Below are 14,361 nucleotides of genomic sequence, written 5' to 3' on the forward strand. Positions count from 1 at the left end.
CCCTCGGCTTGGCGAGAGTGCTTGGTGTTATATGTCCTGACTACTGAATCGGCTTCCTTCTTTAAGACCAGCCTTTGCGATCTAGGTTTAAAAAGCGGGATACGGGGCTCTTTTTTAAAACGTATCTTTCAGTTTTTCAGGAACGTCAAAATCTTCAAATGTGAACGGAACTTCTTCTTCCAGCGCTTCTGAGTCGACGTCAAGGCCTGCGATTTTGGCTGAGTCAAAATTCACGTCATACAGTGTGACACGTTCCGTTCCGCGGCCTGATGACTGGTCGTCAAGGACGGCCTGGAGCGTGAAATACGGATCATCGCCTTTTTTCACATAGTTCATCATTAATGTGACAAATTGAGACGTGACTTTATAAAATGTCGCCGTTCCCGTGCCGTTTGCACCTGTTGTCTTGTGGCCCGTCATGCGGCGGCCCATAATATTGACTTCGGCTTTATTCTTTTCGACGTTTGCCTCAAATGTTTTGATATGAGCCATCTCTTGTCCGTCGAGAAAAAGACGGCCTTCTTTTCCGGAAATCGTGTTTTGCGCTTTTAATGCCATATTATTTTACCTCCACATTAAAGTAGAATTTTTCTGCTGCATCAACCGGCTGAACGGCCAAATCGATTAAAAACCCGTCGCGGTCTTCATTCAGTGTAATGGCAATATCGCTTTCAGAATCAAAGCCGGTAATGCCGCCGGCTTCCTGAAGCGCCGTCATATACTGAATGATCAGCGTTTTGACGTACTGCAAACCATCGTCGGACGCAGGAATGTCGCTGCCGCTTGCTTTTCGCGCTTTGATTAAAGCCTTTAATTCGCGGGTCAAATCATTGTTAACTCCGTCAAGGACGCGGATGATTTTATTTTTCGAGAATTTTTTGTTTTTGTCGGCAGTGAAACTCGTTAAAGAGTTGATGTCTTTTTCGACACTGACCGATTGATCGCGTGCATCAAACGTAAATAAAAACTCGCCTTTTTTCAGACGTTCGATGACCTGATCTTCATCCAGACGGTTCAGAACATCAACTGCTTCTTCGTATTCGACAAATGTCAGCGACTGGTTAAAAGTCGCGCCTGCGCTTGCTCCGGCGACCCATGCTGTCGCTTTTTCAGGCGTGATTTCTGTGCCGTCTTCCAGCACAACGCCTCCCGTTACATTAATGATGCCTTCATAGTCTCCGGCATAATCGGCGACTACGCCTTGGACTTTCTGACCCTGCTTGTCGCGAAGGCGTTTGATGAAAGCGGCAAAAGTGGCTTTCAGCTGTTCATTGTCTGCAACCGGAAGTGCGATCGTATTGAAGTATTCCGTTTCGGCAGCATCTAAAAACGCGGTGTAATCGGCAACACTTGCCGATCCGTTCTCTCCGCCTGAAAGCTTTGTGCCCGCTGTCAGCTCAAGCGCGCCTTCCCCTTGAAACGTGACGTACGCATTTACGGTAAGCTCTTCTGCCGTTTTGACGGTTTGCCGGTCAGCCTCATCTGTTCCGACAAAGGTTGTAACATCAAACTTTTTAGAATCGAGCACATTTTCGGAAATGCGGATTGAAATGTCGTTCCCTTTCTCGCCCCCGTATTTTGCCGTTACACTCAGCGTTTCGCCGATTTGGGCTTTCGCCGGCGCTCCTGTGTTCAGACGGTACAGCAAAACGGTCTGTGCGTTTTTCTTCGCTTCGCGGAAAAGCAGAAGAGACGGATCATCGATGTTCAATCCCACTTTTTTATTTAAATCTTCAATGCTGGAAATCGATACGAATGATTTCGGCTCCCCCCAGCTCATGACGACAGGAAGGGCAACTGTGCCGCGGTCCCCGACGGAAACCCGCTCCTCTGCTGTCGTTTTAAAATTAAAATAAATGCCGGCACGATCTTTTTCTTTGCCTGGTGTAAATGTTCCGCCGTTCATTAATTCATGACCTCCTTGGCTAAAAATGTTTGAATAAGCTGACTTGCCTCAAGCTTTGAAATCTGCTCTTCTTTCACATGAAAAAGAGCACCGTCGAGAACTTCCGGTTTAATGCCGAAAAGCTCTTTCGCGTGCTCCCTCAGATCCTCGATGTAGAACAGCGCTTCTCGTTCCTCAAGAGGCGCCTTTTTTGCTTCGGTCTTTGTTTTTTTGCTGACTGTCAATTATTTCACCCCGTTTGTAAAATCGATTGTTTCCAGAGAAAGTTCGTTTTCCCGTTTGTACCAGTAGCGGCTGTTCCATTGAATAATAATGGACGCGGTGCCGGAATCCCCTATCCTCGTCTCGATCCGGCTGATCCTCAAGTTGTCTCCTGTGTCTTTACCCAACCGGTCAATGAGCGGGATGATGTGCCGCGCTTCCCTTACGGTGTCTGCAATGCGCTCGGCATGATCGTGGGCCTGCTGTGAATCATGGTGAAACAGTTTCACATTCAGGGTGAAGACTTTTTTAAATGTTGAAACCGTATCATTTTCATCAAAAACAGAAGGGGGAGGAAAATATAGCGACGGTATTTGAAAATGGTCGGGTATTTCCTTTTCATAACAGACGACAGGAAAGACTTGATAAAAAAAATTCATAACAGATCCCGTTTCGTCGTTCAAAGCTTCACCTCCTTAAAGGGAATTCAGCCATGTTTGCAGCCTTTCATTCAGGCGTTTTTCAAATAAACGCTCAAATATGTAAAGCGCATGCTCCCAATAGCCTGTTCCCTTTACCCATTGCCGTTTTAAAGCCATGCCGGACGAAGAACCGGGATCGTATTGAAATCGGCCGCTGTGCCATTGTCCCGGAATCCACCTGACTTCCTCTTTTCCGCCTGTCCAATGGCCGTCATTTACGAATGAGGCGTACTCTAACTCCGTCCCGACTTCAAGCGTGAGTCCGCCTTTTTCGATTTCCCATATGTTCCCTTCAGCCCCTCGCTTGAAAGAGCGCATAAGGCTGCCGGTATCAATCGATCCGGCGCGTACGATTTCGTCGCGGACCAGATCTAAAAAATCGGTTCCCGCCTGTTCAAGCCACTTGGCAGCTTCAGTTCGAAAGCCGCTCTGCCCCGCTTTTTCCAGCGTCCGCGATAGCTGTTTCAATCCTTTGATTTTCATAGTTTTTCATCCCTGACCGCTAAGACTTCCAGGTGATGGCCTTTGATGTTGCGCGGCTGCTGGAGCGTGTAGCTGACACCGTTCCAGACCGCAAGATCGTGAAGGCGCACATCTGCATCCGCCGGAAAATGGGCCAAATATGAATGATAAATGACCTGTTCGGGATCTTGCTGGACGATCGACTGATTTTTTTCCGTAAAATAGCAGGGAACGTTTTGAAGATCGGGGGTTTCCCCGTATGTGCGAATCGGCTGCAGGTTTGGCGCGGGAATGCCGTACCTTGCTTCCTCTGCATGATCTTCCTTTAAATGATAGATATCGCAGCGGTCGCTTAATAGACTTTTGTAGCTCATAGCGGCCGCACCTTGAATCGGACAGATTCATAATCAAGAATAAATTCTTCGAGCAGTTTATAGACGTCGGGCTTCGCCAGGCCACCGCTTCTTGAGAGCGTATAGGAGTAGTCACCCAATTTCTCAGATTTGTAGCCTTTCAAAAGCGATTCATCACCGTTTTTCAATGCAAAGTACTGTGCCAGCTGCAGCAAAGCGAGCCTTGCCTTTTCCGGCAGCGGATCATATTTTTCATCTGTAAAACGATGCCCCGTGATCTGCTCGGCTTCCGCTTCGGCTTCAAGGATATCCTGCCGCAGCAATTCCTGCGGCCGGTTTTTCACGGCTTCAATAACGGAATATTGAATGATATCGTCGGGCGTGATCAGCATGTTCATCACATCCTTCCAGAGCTTTTACCTGTTTGTCCGGGGCGCTTTCGCTTTTGCCCGGACTCGTTCCCCGCCGATTGGCGATGCTTTCAGTGAAAACGTTCGGACTCAGGCATTTACTCTTTTACATTGACGATTTTTGCAACCGCGTCTTCTTCTTCGAATTTGCTGTCCAGTTTTGCCGTCAGGACAATGATAAATTTGCGCGCGCGAATGTCTTTATCGACTTCAATTCTGATATTGCGCGAGAAACCGAGAATGATATTTTTCGGATGCGTCAAAATAATGTCTGATGCTTCGGCGGCTGCATCTCCTTCTCCGTACGCATACGGCTGAATATTTGAGACCCCTTTAACAGGCACGCCAAAAGCGGTTGAAAGCCCGCCCTGTACGGCCGCATCCCCGAGCGTTGTTTGGCGGTCTGCGACGCGGTCTTTCCATTCGATCTCCTGACCGAGCGATGTGTAGAATCTGAATTCCTGCGGAACGCGCATATATTTTGCCGGAACAGCTTTCAGCCCCTGTTTGAAAAGCTGTCGGCTGATTTGCTCCCCGCCTGCATCGACGATGTGAGAGACGGACTGCTTCCGGATCCCGTCAAGTTGAGCAAGGTATGGATCTGAAGACGCAACATCACCGTTGACGATCAGTTCTTCAATATCCACAGCGGCCCGTTCCGCCAGCATTTGCATCAGCGTCTGTTGAAGGCCGTCTTTTTCAATGTTATTTTCGAGCGTGTCATAAGTAATGTTGACTTCGGCAATGACTTCTTTCGCATTCAGTTCAACCGTGCTGGTCACTGGTGCGGTTAATTGGTCCTTCGCCAATGCTTTACCTTCATCAGCCGCTCTTAAAATCCGCTGGCCAAAACCGATTTTTTCAAATTTTTGCGAGTCGTTTTCCATTTGAATCACACGTGATTCGCTAAAAATTGTCGGCGTGTTTTGCACCATGCGAATAAATGCAGAAGCCTGCGCCGGATTCATTAATCCTCCGCTTTTCAACGTCGCAAGCGACATCTCGGCTTTACGAATAATCTCTTGATTTCTCATGTTCTTCCTCCTCCAAATTAAAGCAATCCGCTCCAAATCGATTTTTTAACTTCTTCTTCTCCTTCTTTTTCAGCCGCTGCCTGCTTTGAGGCACCTCTCATCTTTTCGAGTGCTTCGATGCGCGCAATCAGAGGGGCGAGCATGTCCTCGACGATTTCCTTCACATGTGCATCCTGGTCTGTCTGCTGCTCTTTTTCGTCCGCCGCTTTATCCCCTTCCAAATCGTCAAGACGTTTGAGAAGCGGAGCCAAGACGGCTTCAATCGTTCCTTGAACTTCTGATCGTTTCATCTTTTTTTCTTCCTCTCCCGTTTTTTGTTTGTCGCCGGCAAAAAACTGCTTAAACAGCTGAAAGAAACTGCCGGTCTCATCGGTTTTAGAGCCGGCGCGGGGCGGGTGTTCGACCGTTTCGGCAGTGCCCGCCATGCTGTAGCCGGTGATGCTTCCTTTTTTAATCTGTTCCCAGATCTCATCGCCGGCTTTTGTCACCAGCACCCAAGAGCCTTTCACAATCGTTTCGCCGTTCACTTCAAAATCAGCCGGCGCAACATAGGACTCCACGACTTCTCCGACGCCTCCCTGGAAATTGTGATCTTTGTCGATCTTCCGGGCATTTTTCAGAAAACCGTGGGCGGCTTTTTGGATTTCGTCAGCCGACATAAAATCGCCGTGGGCATCCTGAATGTCCGGCTCGTAGACCACGCCGTAGACGAGCTTCTTTTCATCCTCGGCTTTCGCAATCAGCTTGACTTCCTTTTCAAATGTCGGCGATTCACTCGATTTCGTCATAAAGAATTTCTTTTTGTTCGCCGCTTTGTCGACATAACTGACGAAATTGATCTTGGCATTTTTAAGCTCTCTCGGCACGAAGTGTTCACCTCCTTTCAGTGATCTGTTTCAATGTCTCGACGACTTCCTGCAGTTCGGGCAGCAGCGCTCCGGCTTCCGCTTCAGCACGCTTTGCGCTTTGCTGGTAACCGAGCGGCCTGCTGAATTCTTCCTCCGGCCATTCATCAAGCGTCTTGCCGAGCACTCTGCCGGCCAGGTCGCGCAGATCATTTGCAGATACCGCTCCCGCTTGAATAAAAGGACCGAGCACTTTTGCAATCTCCAGCGGATCGCGAAAGTCCGGTCCTTTCAATTGGAGCCTCGCATGGAAAATGTTTAAATCACGGAGAAACAGCGTATTCAGCTTGCCGATCAATATTTTCCGCTCCGGTTCAAAAACCTGTTCTTCGGTGATTTTGCGGGCGGTATCTGCTGTCGCCCTGTTATATTCATGGGCATCACCGGTGTAGAGCGGCGGAAGCCTGAAGGAAGAGCGGATTTTATTCCGCGTTTTCTCGTCATATTCAAGAAACAGCGCATCTTCCTGCAAAATTTCGGCGAGTGATTTGATGTCCACTTTCACCGGCGTAATGTCCTGGCTGCCGTGAATGTCTTTTTCCTGTGCGATCCCCTCCGCTTCGATCAGCAAAAATTTGTGGGCACTTTCAACGCCTTCCAAGTCGTTCATATATTCCTGCAGCTCTCTGTACGAAGCCTCTGAGAGCATGCCGTTTTCAACCGTAATAACGGCGGGGACGTGCCGGCCTTGTCTGAAGTACATATAATTCAGCTCTTCCGCTTTCCGCGCTCCGTACAGGTTGACGATATTTCCGATCCAGCGCGGAACGCCGTAGACGCCGCTGCCGATTTTAAAATGGATCGCTTCATTCGCACTTCGTTCAGGCGGAGTCTGTCTGTCAAACGCTCCGGTGGTCATATCCATGACGCGCGGATCGCCGTACTCTTTAAAGTACACCTTCCTGCCGTCAATCATCTGAACGTATTTGCGGAACCTTTTTTCCCTTTTGATGTTTTTTAGCGATCCGTTTTCCATGTAGGCAAATTCCACTTCGATCGGTTCTGTCAATCCGCAGACGCGCATATTTTTGACATCGAGATATTCAATTCCGGCCGGCTGCCCCGTGCCGTTTCTGAGCACCTCCAAAAACCCGTTCCCCGTTTTTTCGCGGTCCTCTATCATATGGCTTAAAATCGTTTCAGCCGATTCATCGAAATGAAGATGGCGGCAAAAATCTTCAAGCCTTGTCCAATCGGTCTCAGCAGCCTTTTTCTTATCGGGCGTCACATCCGCACCATTAAAATCAAAAGCGTACTCGACATCAAGCCCGAACCCTGCAATATTCGTTTTATAGGCGTCAATGCATTGCTGGAGAATTGAAGAATATTCGGCAATGGCTTTCAGTTCTTTCAAATTGTACGGCGGTGCGATAATCTCATCTCCGTAGATCTCCGAAAATTGATCTTCATATATTTGTTTTGTTACAGGCTCGTGAAAACGGGATTTCATGACTTTTGCTCTTACCGTTTGCTGAGTGGACATACACTATCTCCCCCTTTTCCTGTTCGGCCGTTTTCTCACTTCCGGCTCAGCCTTCAAATCGGTGACTTCATAATCATCAAGCGCGTACCATAGCGCGGAAAGTGTGTGCGGATCAATTGTAAACTGATCCTCCTTCAGATTGCCGTCTTTATCCGTCGCATAGGTCAGCGGCTGCAATTCGTAGATCGTATTGGCACATCGGTCAGAACACAATATTTTTTTAAACCGCTTGATTTTTTTCGTATATTGCAGGCGCGAGCCTTGGAACTTGCGGGCTGCTGTCATGTTGAAGCCGTTCTGCCTGAAAAACTGAATGCTTTTCGGCTCAGCGGGATCAGCTTTGATCAGCTCCTTCGTAACCGCGAATTCGTTAAGCTCCTCGGCCGTCTTGTCGTCTGTCATTTTATTTTTGTAGTACTCCCAATAAATATAGAGATATTTTTTGTCGGGATCGACGGCCGCCCGGACGACGGCATTGTATGATGCCTCAAATCCGAAATCCATACCGGTTCTCTTCAGCGGCTTGGAAATGGCGGAGATCCGCCTCATGACCTCCTCATGCTCCATCACTTCAAATTGCGGCAAAACCCTAATGCCGTTTACCCCGAACCGTCCTTTTCTGGCAATCCGGTACAGATCGGGATCATATGCTTTCATATCATCAAGCTGTTTGAGGTAGCTTTTCGGCAAAAACAGGTTGTCATCCGCTGTAGAATGGTGGTAATACGTATCACCGACGATAGCGACCCGCTTTTCATACAAAACCTCATCATCCAAAATAAACCGCTTGTTCCGCTCATCCTTGAAAAAGTGTCTGTACGTCCAGTTTGACTGGCTGACGGGGTTTGTCGTCAATATCATATACAGCCTGTGATCAGGATGCCTCAGCCGGCCGATCAGTTCCTTGAAGCCTTCATACTTCACTTCCGAACATTCTTCGATCCAAATCAGCGAGATGTTGTTGACGGATTTCAATTTCGCCGGGTTGTCCATCCCTTTAAAAATAATCCGGCTGCCGTTTGCAAACCTGATGTGCATCGGAGAAGAAACGGCCTCTGCCGCCGTTTGAACACCCAGCTCATCGATAATGGTTGCGAATAAAGAAAAAGTCGAATCCCTGTGTGTTTCAAACACTTCCCTTACAACAAGAGCGGTGCGCTTTTCCTGCAGCAGCTTTAATACAACTTTTAAAGCGGTATGATAGCTTTTTGACGAACCGTATCCGCCGACAAGAAATTGAAACGTCTGATCCCAGTTAAACAAATAATCTTCAAAATGCGGATTGACTTCTTTCATGATCAAGCCGAATCACCTTTTCTGGTGATGACCACTTCAACGGGTCCTGATTCCGCATCTTTGTCGGCTTTTTGTTTGGCGAGCTTCAGCTTCTCATTTTCAATTTTCCGCTTAAATGAATCAGGGAAAAGATCGAAATACTGTGAGAGCTTCTCGAGCGCCTTCATTTTATCGGCCAGCTTGATTGCGATTCCTTCTTTCCCGAGTTTCGCTTCTGTGATGACTGTACCATCGACGAGGTCGGAATGTTTCACATCGACAAAGCTGATCTCTTTCATAACCGGATTGTTTTCTTCATCAAACAGCGGTCCTGACTTTCCGACAGCCTGTACCTCTTTTTTGCCGAAAGTTACATAGTCGGTCATATCGGCAAATGCGATTTTCACATAGACTTGGAGAACATCCATCGCCTCAACGAATATCTCCCCTACCATCTCTTTTTTGATCCGCCTGATCTCATCGGCCACCTTTTCATTTTTCAGAAGCCGGCAGCCTGTCACATGAGCGCTGGCAGGGGAGTAGCCGGCTTTTATCGCTGCTTGGGTAGCATTGAAGCTTTTCACATAATAGATGCAAAACAGACGCTGCCGTTCATTCAGCCCTTCATTGCGGATATCTGCTTTTCCTCTGCTCGTATCCTCCCCGTTTACAGCCTCTTTCCAGCGGTCACGGGTTTTCCAAACGCTGACTTTTTGATTTGAAACACCGAGTTCTCTTGCGATTGCGAGATTCGTAATGTTTCCCCCGTATTGTTGATAGAGACGAAAAGCTTCATCCCTTTTTGGATCCCTTTTCCTTGGCATTGTTCATCTTCACCGCCTCTCATTCCCGGAAACAGTAATATTTCATCGCTATATGAATCTTCCATTTAAGAACAGTATGTTTTATTATATTTTTTCTCTTTTCACTTATAGGTGGCAAACGTATGACAAAAGACAGATATATCGTTATGCCATACAATCGAGAGGCTTTTCGATTTGTTTCGCGATTTTCAGCTGTGCCCGTTTCACATTGGTTTGAACAGTAGACTTTTTGATGCCGAGCATGGCGGCAATCCGCTCATAGGAAAACTGTTCGACCTTATGTAAAATGAAGATTTCTTTTTCGCGTGCCGTAAGGGCAGACAGCGCGGTTTCAATCCGGGCTTTATCGTACGCTGACACTTCTTGAGCCGGTTCAAATGAAATCTGTTCTGAGAACGTGTCGATGATCAGCGGATCTTTCAGTAGCATCCGTTTATAAGCGTCTCGCCTGTCAATCGCCCTTCTGATTCCCGGCTCCCTTCCGTTTTCAAGCCAGTCGATCACATATTCCAAATCGGTCATCATGTTTCTGATCAGTTTTTTATCTTTCAATTGTTCAGCAGTCAGCCCTTGTTCATCCTGATAGGTCCGATACAGTTTTTTCGTGTTTTTCAGCGCTCTTTTATATTCGAAAAGCAAATCTTCCATTTTGTGTACCTCCGTTTTTTTGAAATAAAAAAGGACACCAATCAGCCGCACAGTAAGATGTGCATCTGATCAGCGTCCGCAGGCTTTCCGTCTTGGACAAATATGCAAGTTGTAGAATTATAGCTTATAGCCGATTTCAAATTCGACCCTTGCGAGGTCTCCCTTTCTCGTTTCAATGACGGTTTTACCGTGTTCAGGCGCCTCGGCCTGCCAAGCTGTGCCGTTCATTCCATCAAGAACGATCACTGTCACCTTTCCTTTTTTAAGGCTGCTTGCAACCGTCGTATCGTGGATATCTTGTATCTTTGCCGGATGGTTCATCTATTTTCCTCCTCTTCAAATTCCGCGTTTGTGACGACTTTTTCTAAAATATTTATCAATTGATTCTCAACTGAATTAGAGCGAGCGGGCCGTTTTCGCTTCAAATAGGCAAGCGTGAGCTTCGCTGCGGTCAAAAGTTCGGGAGCCGCGGCGATTAAGCGGGCATTTTTTTCCTTGGAATATGCGCTGTAGTCGGCGACTTTGGCAATCACCCGCCCGCTGGAATAAGGAAACCGTTTCTTTTCGGCTTTACTGTAAGCTGAATAAATGTACAGGTCGCTATTTGTTCTGACAACGCGCCATGGTGACGGGCTGTACGTCGCACTTTCGTTCTTCACGTTTGTCTTCCTCACTTTCCGTCTTCTTCGTGCCATCGTTTCATTTGTGCGTCTCTTTTTGCCGCTGTCCAGATGATGAGAATCATCGCTTTTAAACATTTAAGCACCTTGTTTCACCCTTGTTTTCATTTTTGCAATCAGCGCTTCCAGATGTTTGATCACATCCGTCAAATCGCCGCTTTCAGAGCGGCAGTTTGGACAAGCGCAGAACATCGTTCCGATCCTTGCGTCCTGGTGGACTGGTTTTCTCCCGTTACATAGCGGGCACATCAAACCATCCCCTCCAGTCTATGATTGATGCCGAAAGAGCTCCCGTTCAGGGCGACGAGAAAGTCCTGGCACATTTCAACCAGCCTCGTTCCGAGCGCTTCGTCTATGCTGACAATTTCTTCAACGCTTAGCTCGCTGGACAGCATGATCGGCTTATGGTTCAAATACCTGTAATTGACGACAGCATATGTCTGTTCGATCTGCCATTCCGTCGCCCGCGGCCTGCCTCCCACCGGTTTAAACAGGTCATCGAGAAACAGCACCTCGACTCGCTTCATCCGGTTCAGCTTATCCTCAAGCAATGAGAAATCCTGTTTTAAATCGTTGAATCCTTCGACAAAAGGAAAATAAAGGACGGGTACGAAATGCTTCCTCATCAGCTCATTGGCGGCGGCCGTCAGCAAATGCGTCTTCCCTGAACCGGGTCGTCCCAAGAGCGCGATGCTGTTTTTGCGGCTTTCCCGGATGTCCCGGTAAGCTTGTACATATTCAACGGCGCATTCATACGCCTCTTTTACAGATTGGTGTTTTCCTTTCGTCTTGAACTGAGCAAAATTTAAGTTTTTAAATTGTTCGGTGATTTCGCTCGATTTCAACAGCTTTTGCGCTTTCCGCCATTCGCGGCAGGCGCATGATACCCATACTTCCATCGTTCCGCGCCGTTCGATAAATCCGAGTTCATCTTTGCATTTCGGACAGTCATACCGTTTTGCGGCGGATTCTTCCGGTTTGTCCCCCTGTGATAGACAGCTCCTGTTTCTCAGTTCGTCCATGATCTCTTCGATTGTTCTTTTGGACATTGTTCTCCCTCCTGACAGTTATTTTCTCTTCCGCTTCAGCCAGCCGGCCGATTATATATTTTTCACAGTAGCTGAAGACCTTGATCGTTTCATTGCGGCTTCGGCGCCGCGCCTCATACTCTTCAAAGCATTGTTCAAGCCATTTGATTGTTTGCGGAATAGACACTCCGCGGGCGACAATCCGGGCGATGGCCTGGTAGTCTTTTGACGAGGGATGGACAGGCTTTCCTTCCTGCAAAGACCTAAGGGCGGCAAATCGGTCTGCTATTGTTTTTATGGAAGTCATATTATGTTTTGTGTTGATTTGTGTGATATCTTTATTGGATTGGACAAGGATGTCCGCACGGCCAGTCTCTTCTGTCCGAACAGAACTGCCTGACCGGACATGGCTGGCATAGGCAAATTTCTTTGAATGTCTGACTGACAAAATCATTCCGTAAGGCGCTCTTGTGACTGCAATGTAGCCGTTTCGTTCGAGAAGAGCGAGCCATCTTCTAACCGTTTTTTCGTTGACGCCGAATTGAAGAGCCAATTCTGCGGCTTTCAGCGGTTTGTTGCCGAGCACGATGCCCCATGTCATCCCATCGCGTTCGATTTCCTTAGTTGTTGAACTGATGCACCATAAAAACAGCCAAATGGCATTGCCTATTTTCTCGTAGTGCACAGGTGTTAAAATCCCTGAGTAAACGGAAAAGGGATAGCTTTGATCGAGCGGACGGGACATTCATCTTCCCCCTTCCTTGTGCCTTCTGCGGTTCAGTCTGAGATACCGTTCGTATTGGCCTTTACGATCGAATTGGAATACAGGCTTTCCGTCTTTCGTAAAAGCGATGAATCCCCCGGCTTCGCCGAGCCGCCATTGATCAAAACGGTCTGAGCTGTAGGAAATCACAATTTTACCCATTCTGTCTCCTTGTGGATATCCGGCGGGTCCGCCATGTCTTCGCATTTGCTCTCTGTCGGCTTCCTTTGGATAGCCGTGCGTTCGAATGTGTGTGACCATCGGATGTTCAAGATTCATGACATCGCCTTCTTTCATACAGAGTCCCATTGATACAATAAGTATCCAAACAGACCTGAAAAAGATCGGGAAACAGCAATCGATCAGGCACTGAGTAAAGCGTTTCGAATTTCAGCATCGTTTCTCTGCCGGGATTGCGTGTTCCCCTTTCGATTTTGCGAACATAAACCTCGGAGAGTCCAAGCCTTGCCGACACTTGCTTTTGGGTCCATCCCCTCTTACAACGCTCTTCGATCAACCGTTTTCGCACATGTTCTCACTCCCTGTTTTTGATACAATACGTATCTGATGATTTGATTATATATGATACACTTCTTATCATCAATACTTTTTTGATACTTTTTTTATCATATGTTTATTTCGATACATTTTGTATCTATAATAGAGATAAACATGCCGAATTGAGGAAGAGAGGTCATTCTATGTTAGGCGGCAGACTGAAGAGCCTGAGAGGAAAACGGACACAGGAAGAAGTGGCAAAGCAGATCGGTGTATCGCGGGCCCGCTACTCCCATTACGAAAACGGAAGAAGCGAGCCGGACTATGAAACATTAAAAAAACTCGCCGATTACTATAAAGTGACGATTGACTATCTGTTGACAGGAACGGAAAAGAAAAAAACGATTGAAGACGAAATCGCAGATCCGGATCTGCAAATTGCATACCGAGACATGCAGGAATTTTCCCCCGAAAGCAGACAGCAGGCCATCGAGTTCATTCAATACTTAAAAGAAAAAGAGAAAAAACGAAAGCCCGGAGATAAACAAAACGGATAAAAAAGGAATTTTTATTAAACATTACCTGATGAGCGCCGATTTAATAGTTAAGACGATAAAAAAGGGAAAGATTTGCTAAAGAGGCTGCTCATCGTATATGATAGATCTGCATGAAAACATGACAGCCCCTTTGACGGGCTTTTCTTTCCCGCTAAAAACAGAACATTCGTTCGAAAGGGTGTCTCGTATTGAAGTTTTACTTATCTCACCTAGAAGAATACGTCAAAAATATGTATCAAAAGTTTGGTTTTTTTGAACCCCACCACATTGATATGAATCGCATAGCCGCTCATTTTAACATTTGGATTCACTATGAAAATGTCAACAGCATGATGATTAAGCATGACGGCATGTACAGCATCATTCTCAACAGCAGCCTTTCAAAGGAAAAGCAGTGGGAGGATTTTGCCCATGAGTTATGCCACGTATTAAAGCACGCGGGAAACCAGCTTTATATGAATCAGATGTTCAGGGAGCTGCAGGAATTCCAGGCCAATCAATTTATGTACCATTTTTGCGTCCCTACTTTTATGCTTTTAAAAATGGATTTTCCCCAGCTGCGATGCCAAGCCGCTAAAATGATCGCCGACCTCTTTAAAGTCACGGAATCGTTCGCTGTCAAACGGATCGAGCTCTTTGAAAAACGGCAAGCCGGGATCCAGTTTCATGAGGCATGGATGGCGAGCCTTTCCCAAGAGAGCGAATCAGCGAATGCTGCTCGCCTTAAAGAAGAAGACGAACTTGCACGCTACCGCCGGGAAACCCGCCGCCCGTACACAACGGCAAACGGCGTCGGCAAAATGGTCGCGGCAGAAAGCCGGCCGGCGTATATGCTGAGAAAATAAAAAACAG

General features: G+C 47.2%; 22 protein-coding genes. 2 read left to right on the forward strand and 20 right to left on the reverse strand.

Annotated features, from left to right (window positions below; all coding sequences use genetic code 11):
* Positions 1-114: 114 nt before the first annotated feature.
* The 20 genes from LQ247_RS19445 to LQ247_RS19540 all read right to left on the reverse strand — a co-directional run bounded on the left by LQ247_RS19445 (position 115) and on the right by LQ247_RS19540 (position 12,983).
* Positions 115-558, reverse strand: coding sequence for a phage tail tube protein (locus LQ247_RS19445; RefSeq protein WP_003180830.1), 444 nt, complete (start codon positions 556-558; stop codon positions 115-117).
* 1 nt (position 559) lies between these two features.
* Positions 560-1,906: a phage tail sheath family protein gene (locus LQ247_RS19450; protein ID WP_231006457.1), complete on the reverse strand. Its 1,347-nt coding sequence runs from the start codon at positions 1,904-1,906 to the stop codon at positions 560-562.
* Positions 1,906-2,130, reverse strand: a complete 225-nt coding sequence (locus LQ247_RS19455) for a hypothetical protein (RefSeq protein WP_020451022.1) — start codon at positions 2,128-2,130, stop codon at positions 1,906-1,908. The genes LQ247_RS19450 and LQ247_RS19455 overlap by 1 nt, the downstream gene beginning before the upstream one ends.
* The gene (locus LQ247_RS19460) at positions 2,131-2,571 is read right to left on the reverse strand and encodes a phage portal protein (protein WP_231006458.1); all 441 of its coding nucleotides are present in this window, start codon (positions 2,569-2,571) and stop codon (positions 2,131-2,133) included. It lies immediately after the preceding gene.
* Positions 2,572-2,583: 12 nt separating this feature from the next.
* Complete coding sequence (locus LQ247_RS19465) at positions 2,584-3,072, reverse strand: HK97 gp10 family phage protein (RefSeq protein WP_224145961.1); 489 nt, start codon at positions 3,070-3,072, stop codon at positions 2,584-2,586.
* A complete protein-coding gene (locus LQ247_RS19470) occupies positions 3,069-3,425 on the reverse strand; it encodes a YqbH/XkdH family protein (RefSeq protein ID WP_026579862.1) in 357 nt (118 codons plus the stop codon). Before LQ247_RS19470 ends, LQ247_RS19465 begins: the two co-directional genes overlap by 4 nt.
* The gene (yqbG, locus tag LQ247_RS19475) at positions 3,422-3,796 is read right to left on the reverse strand and encodes a protein YqbG (RefSeq protein WP_023856716.1); all 375 of its coding nucleotides are present in this window, start codon (positions 3,794-3,796) and stop codon (positions 3,422-3,424) included. Before yqbG ends, LQ247_RS19470 begins: the two co-directional genes overlap by 4 nt.
* Before the next feature lie 116 nt (positions 3,797-3,912).
* A complete protein-coding gene (locus tag LQ247_RS19480; RefSeq protein ID WP_020451017.1) occupies positions 3,913-4,848 on the reverse strand; it encodes a phage major capsid family protein in 936 nt (311 codons plus the stop codon).
* A 17-nt stretch (positions 4,849-4,865) separates the two neighbouring features.
* Positions 4,866-5,714, reverse strand: a complete 849-nt coding sequence (locus tag LQ247_RS19485) for an XkdF-like putative serine protease domain-containing protein (RefSeq protein ID WP_020451016.1) — start codon at positions 5,712-5,714, stop codon at positions 4,866-4,868.
* A gap of 7 nt (positions 5,715-5,721) precedes the next feature.
* Positions 5,722-7,236, reverse strand: coding sequence for a phage portal protein (locus LQ247_RS19490; protein ID WP_231006459.1), 1,515 nt, complete (start codon positions 7,234-7,236; stop codon positions 5,722-5,724).
* 3 nt (positions 7,237-7,239) lie between these two features.
* A complete protein-coding gene (locus LQ247_RS19495) occupies positions 7,240-8,538 on the reverse strand; it encodes a PBSX family phage terminase large subunit (protein WP_231006460.1) in 1,299 nt (432 codons plus the stop codon).
* The gene (locus tag LQ247_RS19500; RefSeq protein ID WP_026579866.1) at positions 8,535-9,335 is read right to left on the reverse strand and encodes a terminase small subunit; all 801 of its coding nucleotides are present in this window, start codon (positions 9,333-9,335) and stop codon (positions 8,535-8,537) included. The genes LQ247_RS19495 and LQ247_RS19500 overlap by 4 nt, the downstream gene beginning before the upstream one ends.
* Before the next feature lie 144 nt (positions 9,336-9,479).
* Positions 9,480-9,983, reverse strand: coding sequence for a sigma-70 family RNA polymerase sigma factor (locus LQ247_RS19505; protein ID WP_231006461.1), 504 nt, complete (start codon positions 9,981-9,983; stop codon positions 9,480-9,482).
* Positions 9,984-10,100: 117 nt separating this feature from the next.
* Complete coding sequence (locus LQ247_RS19510; protein ID WP_231006462.1) at positions 10,101-10,304, reverse strand: XtrA/YqaO family protein; 204 nt, start codon at positions 10,302-10,304, stop codon at positions 10,101-10,103.
* A complete protein-coding gene (locus LQ247_RS19515) occupies positions 10,301-10,642 on the reverse strand; it encodes a hypothetical protein (RefSeq protein WP_023856714.1) in 342 nt (113 codons plus the stop codon). The genes LQ247_RS19510 and LQ247_RS19515 overlap by 4 nt, the downstream gene beginning before the upstream one ends.
* A 99-nt stretch (positions 10,643-10,741) precedes the next feature.
* Complete coding sequence (locus LQ247_RS19520; RefSeq protein WP_231006463.1) at positions 10,742-10,912, reverse strand: hypothetical protein; 171 nt, start codon at positions 10,910-10,912, stop codon at positions 10,742-10,744.
* Complete coding sequence (locus tag LQ247_RS19525) at positions 10,912-11,712, reverse strand: ATP-binding protein (RefSeq protein WP_144498441.1); 801 nt, start codon at positions 11,710-11,712, stop codon at positions 10,912-10,914. Before LQ247_RS19525 ends, LQ247_RS19520 begins: the two co-directional genes overlap by 1 nt.
* Positions 11,612-12,436, reverse strand: a complete 825-nt coding sequence (locus LQ247_RS19530) for a phage portal protein (RefSeq protein WP_231006464.1) — start codon at positions 12,434-12,436, stop codon at positions 11,612-11,614. Before LQ247_RS19530 ends, LQ247_RS19525 begins: the two co-directional genes overlap by 101 nt.
* On the reverse strand, positions 12,437-12,733 hold the full coding sequence (locus LQ247_RS19535) for a hypothetical protein (protein ID WP_231006465.1): 297 nt from the start codon (positions 12,731-12,733) through the stop codon (positions 12,437-12,439).
* Positions 12,723-12,983 (reverse strand): helix-turn-helix transcriptional regulator, encoded by a 261-nt coding sequence (locus LQ247_RS19540; RefSeq protein ID WP_144498445.1) that lies wholly within the window; start codon positions 12,981-12,983, stop codon positions 12,723-12,725. The genes LQ247_RS19535 and LQ247_RS19540 overlap by 11 nt, the downstream gene beginning before the upstream one ends.
* A 172-nt stretch (positions 12,984-13,155) precedes the next feature.
* Here LQ247_RS19540 and xre point away from each other — a divergent pair, with 172 nt between their 5' ends.
* Positions 13,156-13,509, forward strand: a complete 354-nt coding sequence (gene xre, locus LQ247_RS19545; protein ID WP_020451005.1) for an HTH-type transcriptional regulator Xre — start codon at positions 13,156-13,158, stop codon at positions 13,507-13,509.
* Positions 13,510-13,697: 188 nt separating this feature from the next.
* Positions 13,698-14,354 carry an ImmA/IrrE family metallo-endopeptidase gene (locus tag LQ247_RS19550; RefSeq protein ID WP_020451004.1) on the forward strand — a complete coding sequence of 219 codons (657 nt, stop codon included), beginning with the start codon at positions 13,698-13,700 and terminating at the stop codon, positions 14,352-14,354.
* The last annotated feature ends 7 nt before the right edge of the window (positions 14,355-14,361 follow it).

Source organism: Bacillus sp. BS3(2021), from assembly GCF_021043345.1.
Classification (GTDB): Bacteria; Bacillota; Bacilli; order Bacillales; family Bacillaceae; genus Bacillus; species Bacillus paralicheniformis.

Excerpts from the sequence above, each read along its gene's own strand:
- LQ247_RS19445 (WP_003180830.1), bottom strand. The coding sequence starts at position 558 with ATGGCATTAAAAGCGCAAAACACGATTTCCGGAAAAGAAGGCCGTCTT.
- LQ247_RS19450 (WP_231006457.1), bottom strand. The coding sequence starts at position 1,906 with ATGAACGGCGGAACATTTACACCAGGCAAAGAAAAAGATCGTGCCGGC.
- LQ247_RS19465 (WP_224145961.1), bottom strand. The coding sequence starts at position 3,072 with ATGAAAATCAAAGGATTGAAACAGCTATCGCGGACGCTGGAAAAAGCG.
- LQ247_RS19470 (WP_026579862.1), bottom strand. The coding sequence starts at position 3,425 with ATGAGCTACAAAAGTCTATTAAGCGACCGCTGCGATATCTATCATTTA.
- yqbG (WP_023856716.1), bottom strand. The coding sequence starts at position 3,796 with ATGCTGATCACGCCCGACGATATCATTCAATATTCCGTTATTGAAGCC.
- LQ247_RS19480 (WP_020451017.1), bottom strand. The coding sequence starts at position 4,848 with ATGAGAAATCAAGAGATTATTCGTAAAGCCGAGATGTCGCTTGCGACG.
- LQ247_RS19490 (WP_231006459.1), bottom strand. The coding sequence starts at position 7,236 with ATGTCCACTCAGCAAACGGTAAGAGCAAAAGTCATGAAATCCCGTTTT.
- LQ247_RS19500 (WP_026579866.1), bottom strand. The coding sequence starts at position 9,335 with ATGCCAAGGAAAAGGGATCCAAAAAGGGATGAAGCTTTTCGTCTCTAT.
- LQ247_RS19505 (WP_231006461.1), bottom strand. The coding sequence starts at position 9,983 with ATGGAAGATTTGCTTTTCGAATATAAAAGAGCGCTGAAAAACACGAAA.
- LQ247_RS19510 (WP_231006462.1), bottom strand. The coding sequence starts at position 10,304 with ATGAACCATCCGGCAAAGATACAAGATATCCACGATACGACGGTTGCA.
- LQ247_RS19520 (WP_231006463.1), bottom strand. The coding sequence starts at position 10,912 with ATGTGCCCGCTATGTAACGGGAGAAAACCAGTCCACCAGGACGCAAGG.
- LQ247_RS19525 (WP_144498441.1), bottom strand. The coding sequence starts at position 11,712 with ATGTCCAAAAGAACAATCGAAGAGATCATGGACGAACTGAGAAACAGG.
- LQ247_RS19530 (WP_231006464.1), bottom strand. The coding sequence starts at position 12,436 with ATGTCCCGTCCGCTCGATCAAAGCTATCCCTTTTCCGTTTACTCAGGG.
- LQ247_RS19535 (WP_231006465.1), bottom strand. The coding sequence starts at position 12,733 with ATGAATCTTGAACATCCGATGGTCACACACATTCGAACGCACGGCTAT.
- xre (WP_020451005.1), top strand. The coding sequence starts at position 13,156 with ATGTTAGGCGGCAGACTGAAGAGCCTGAGAGGAAAACGGACACAGGAA.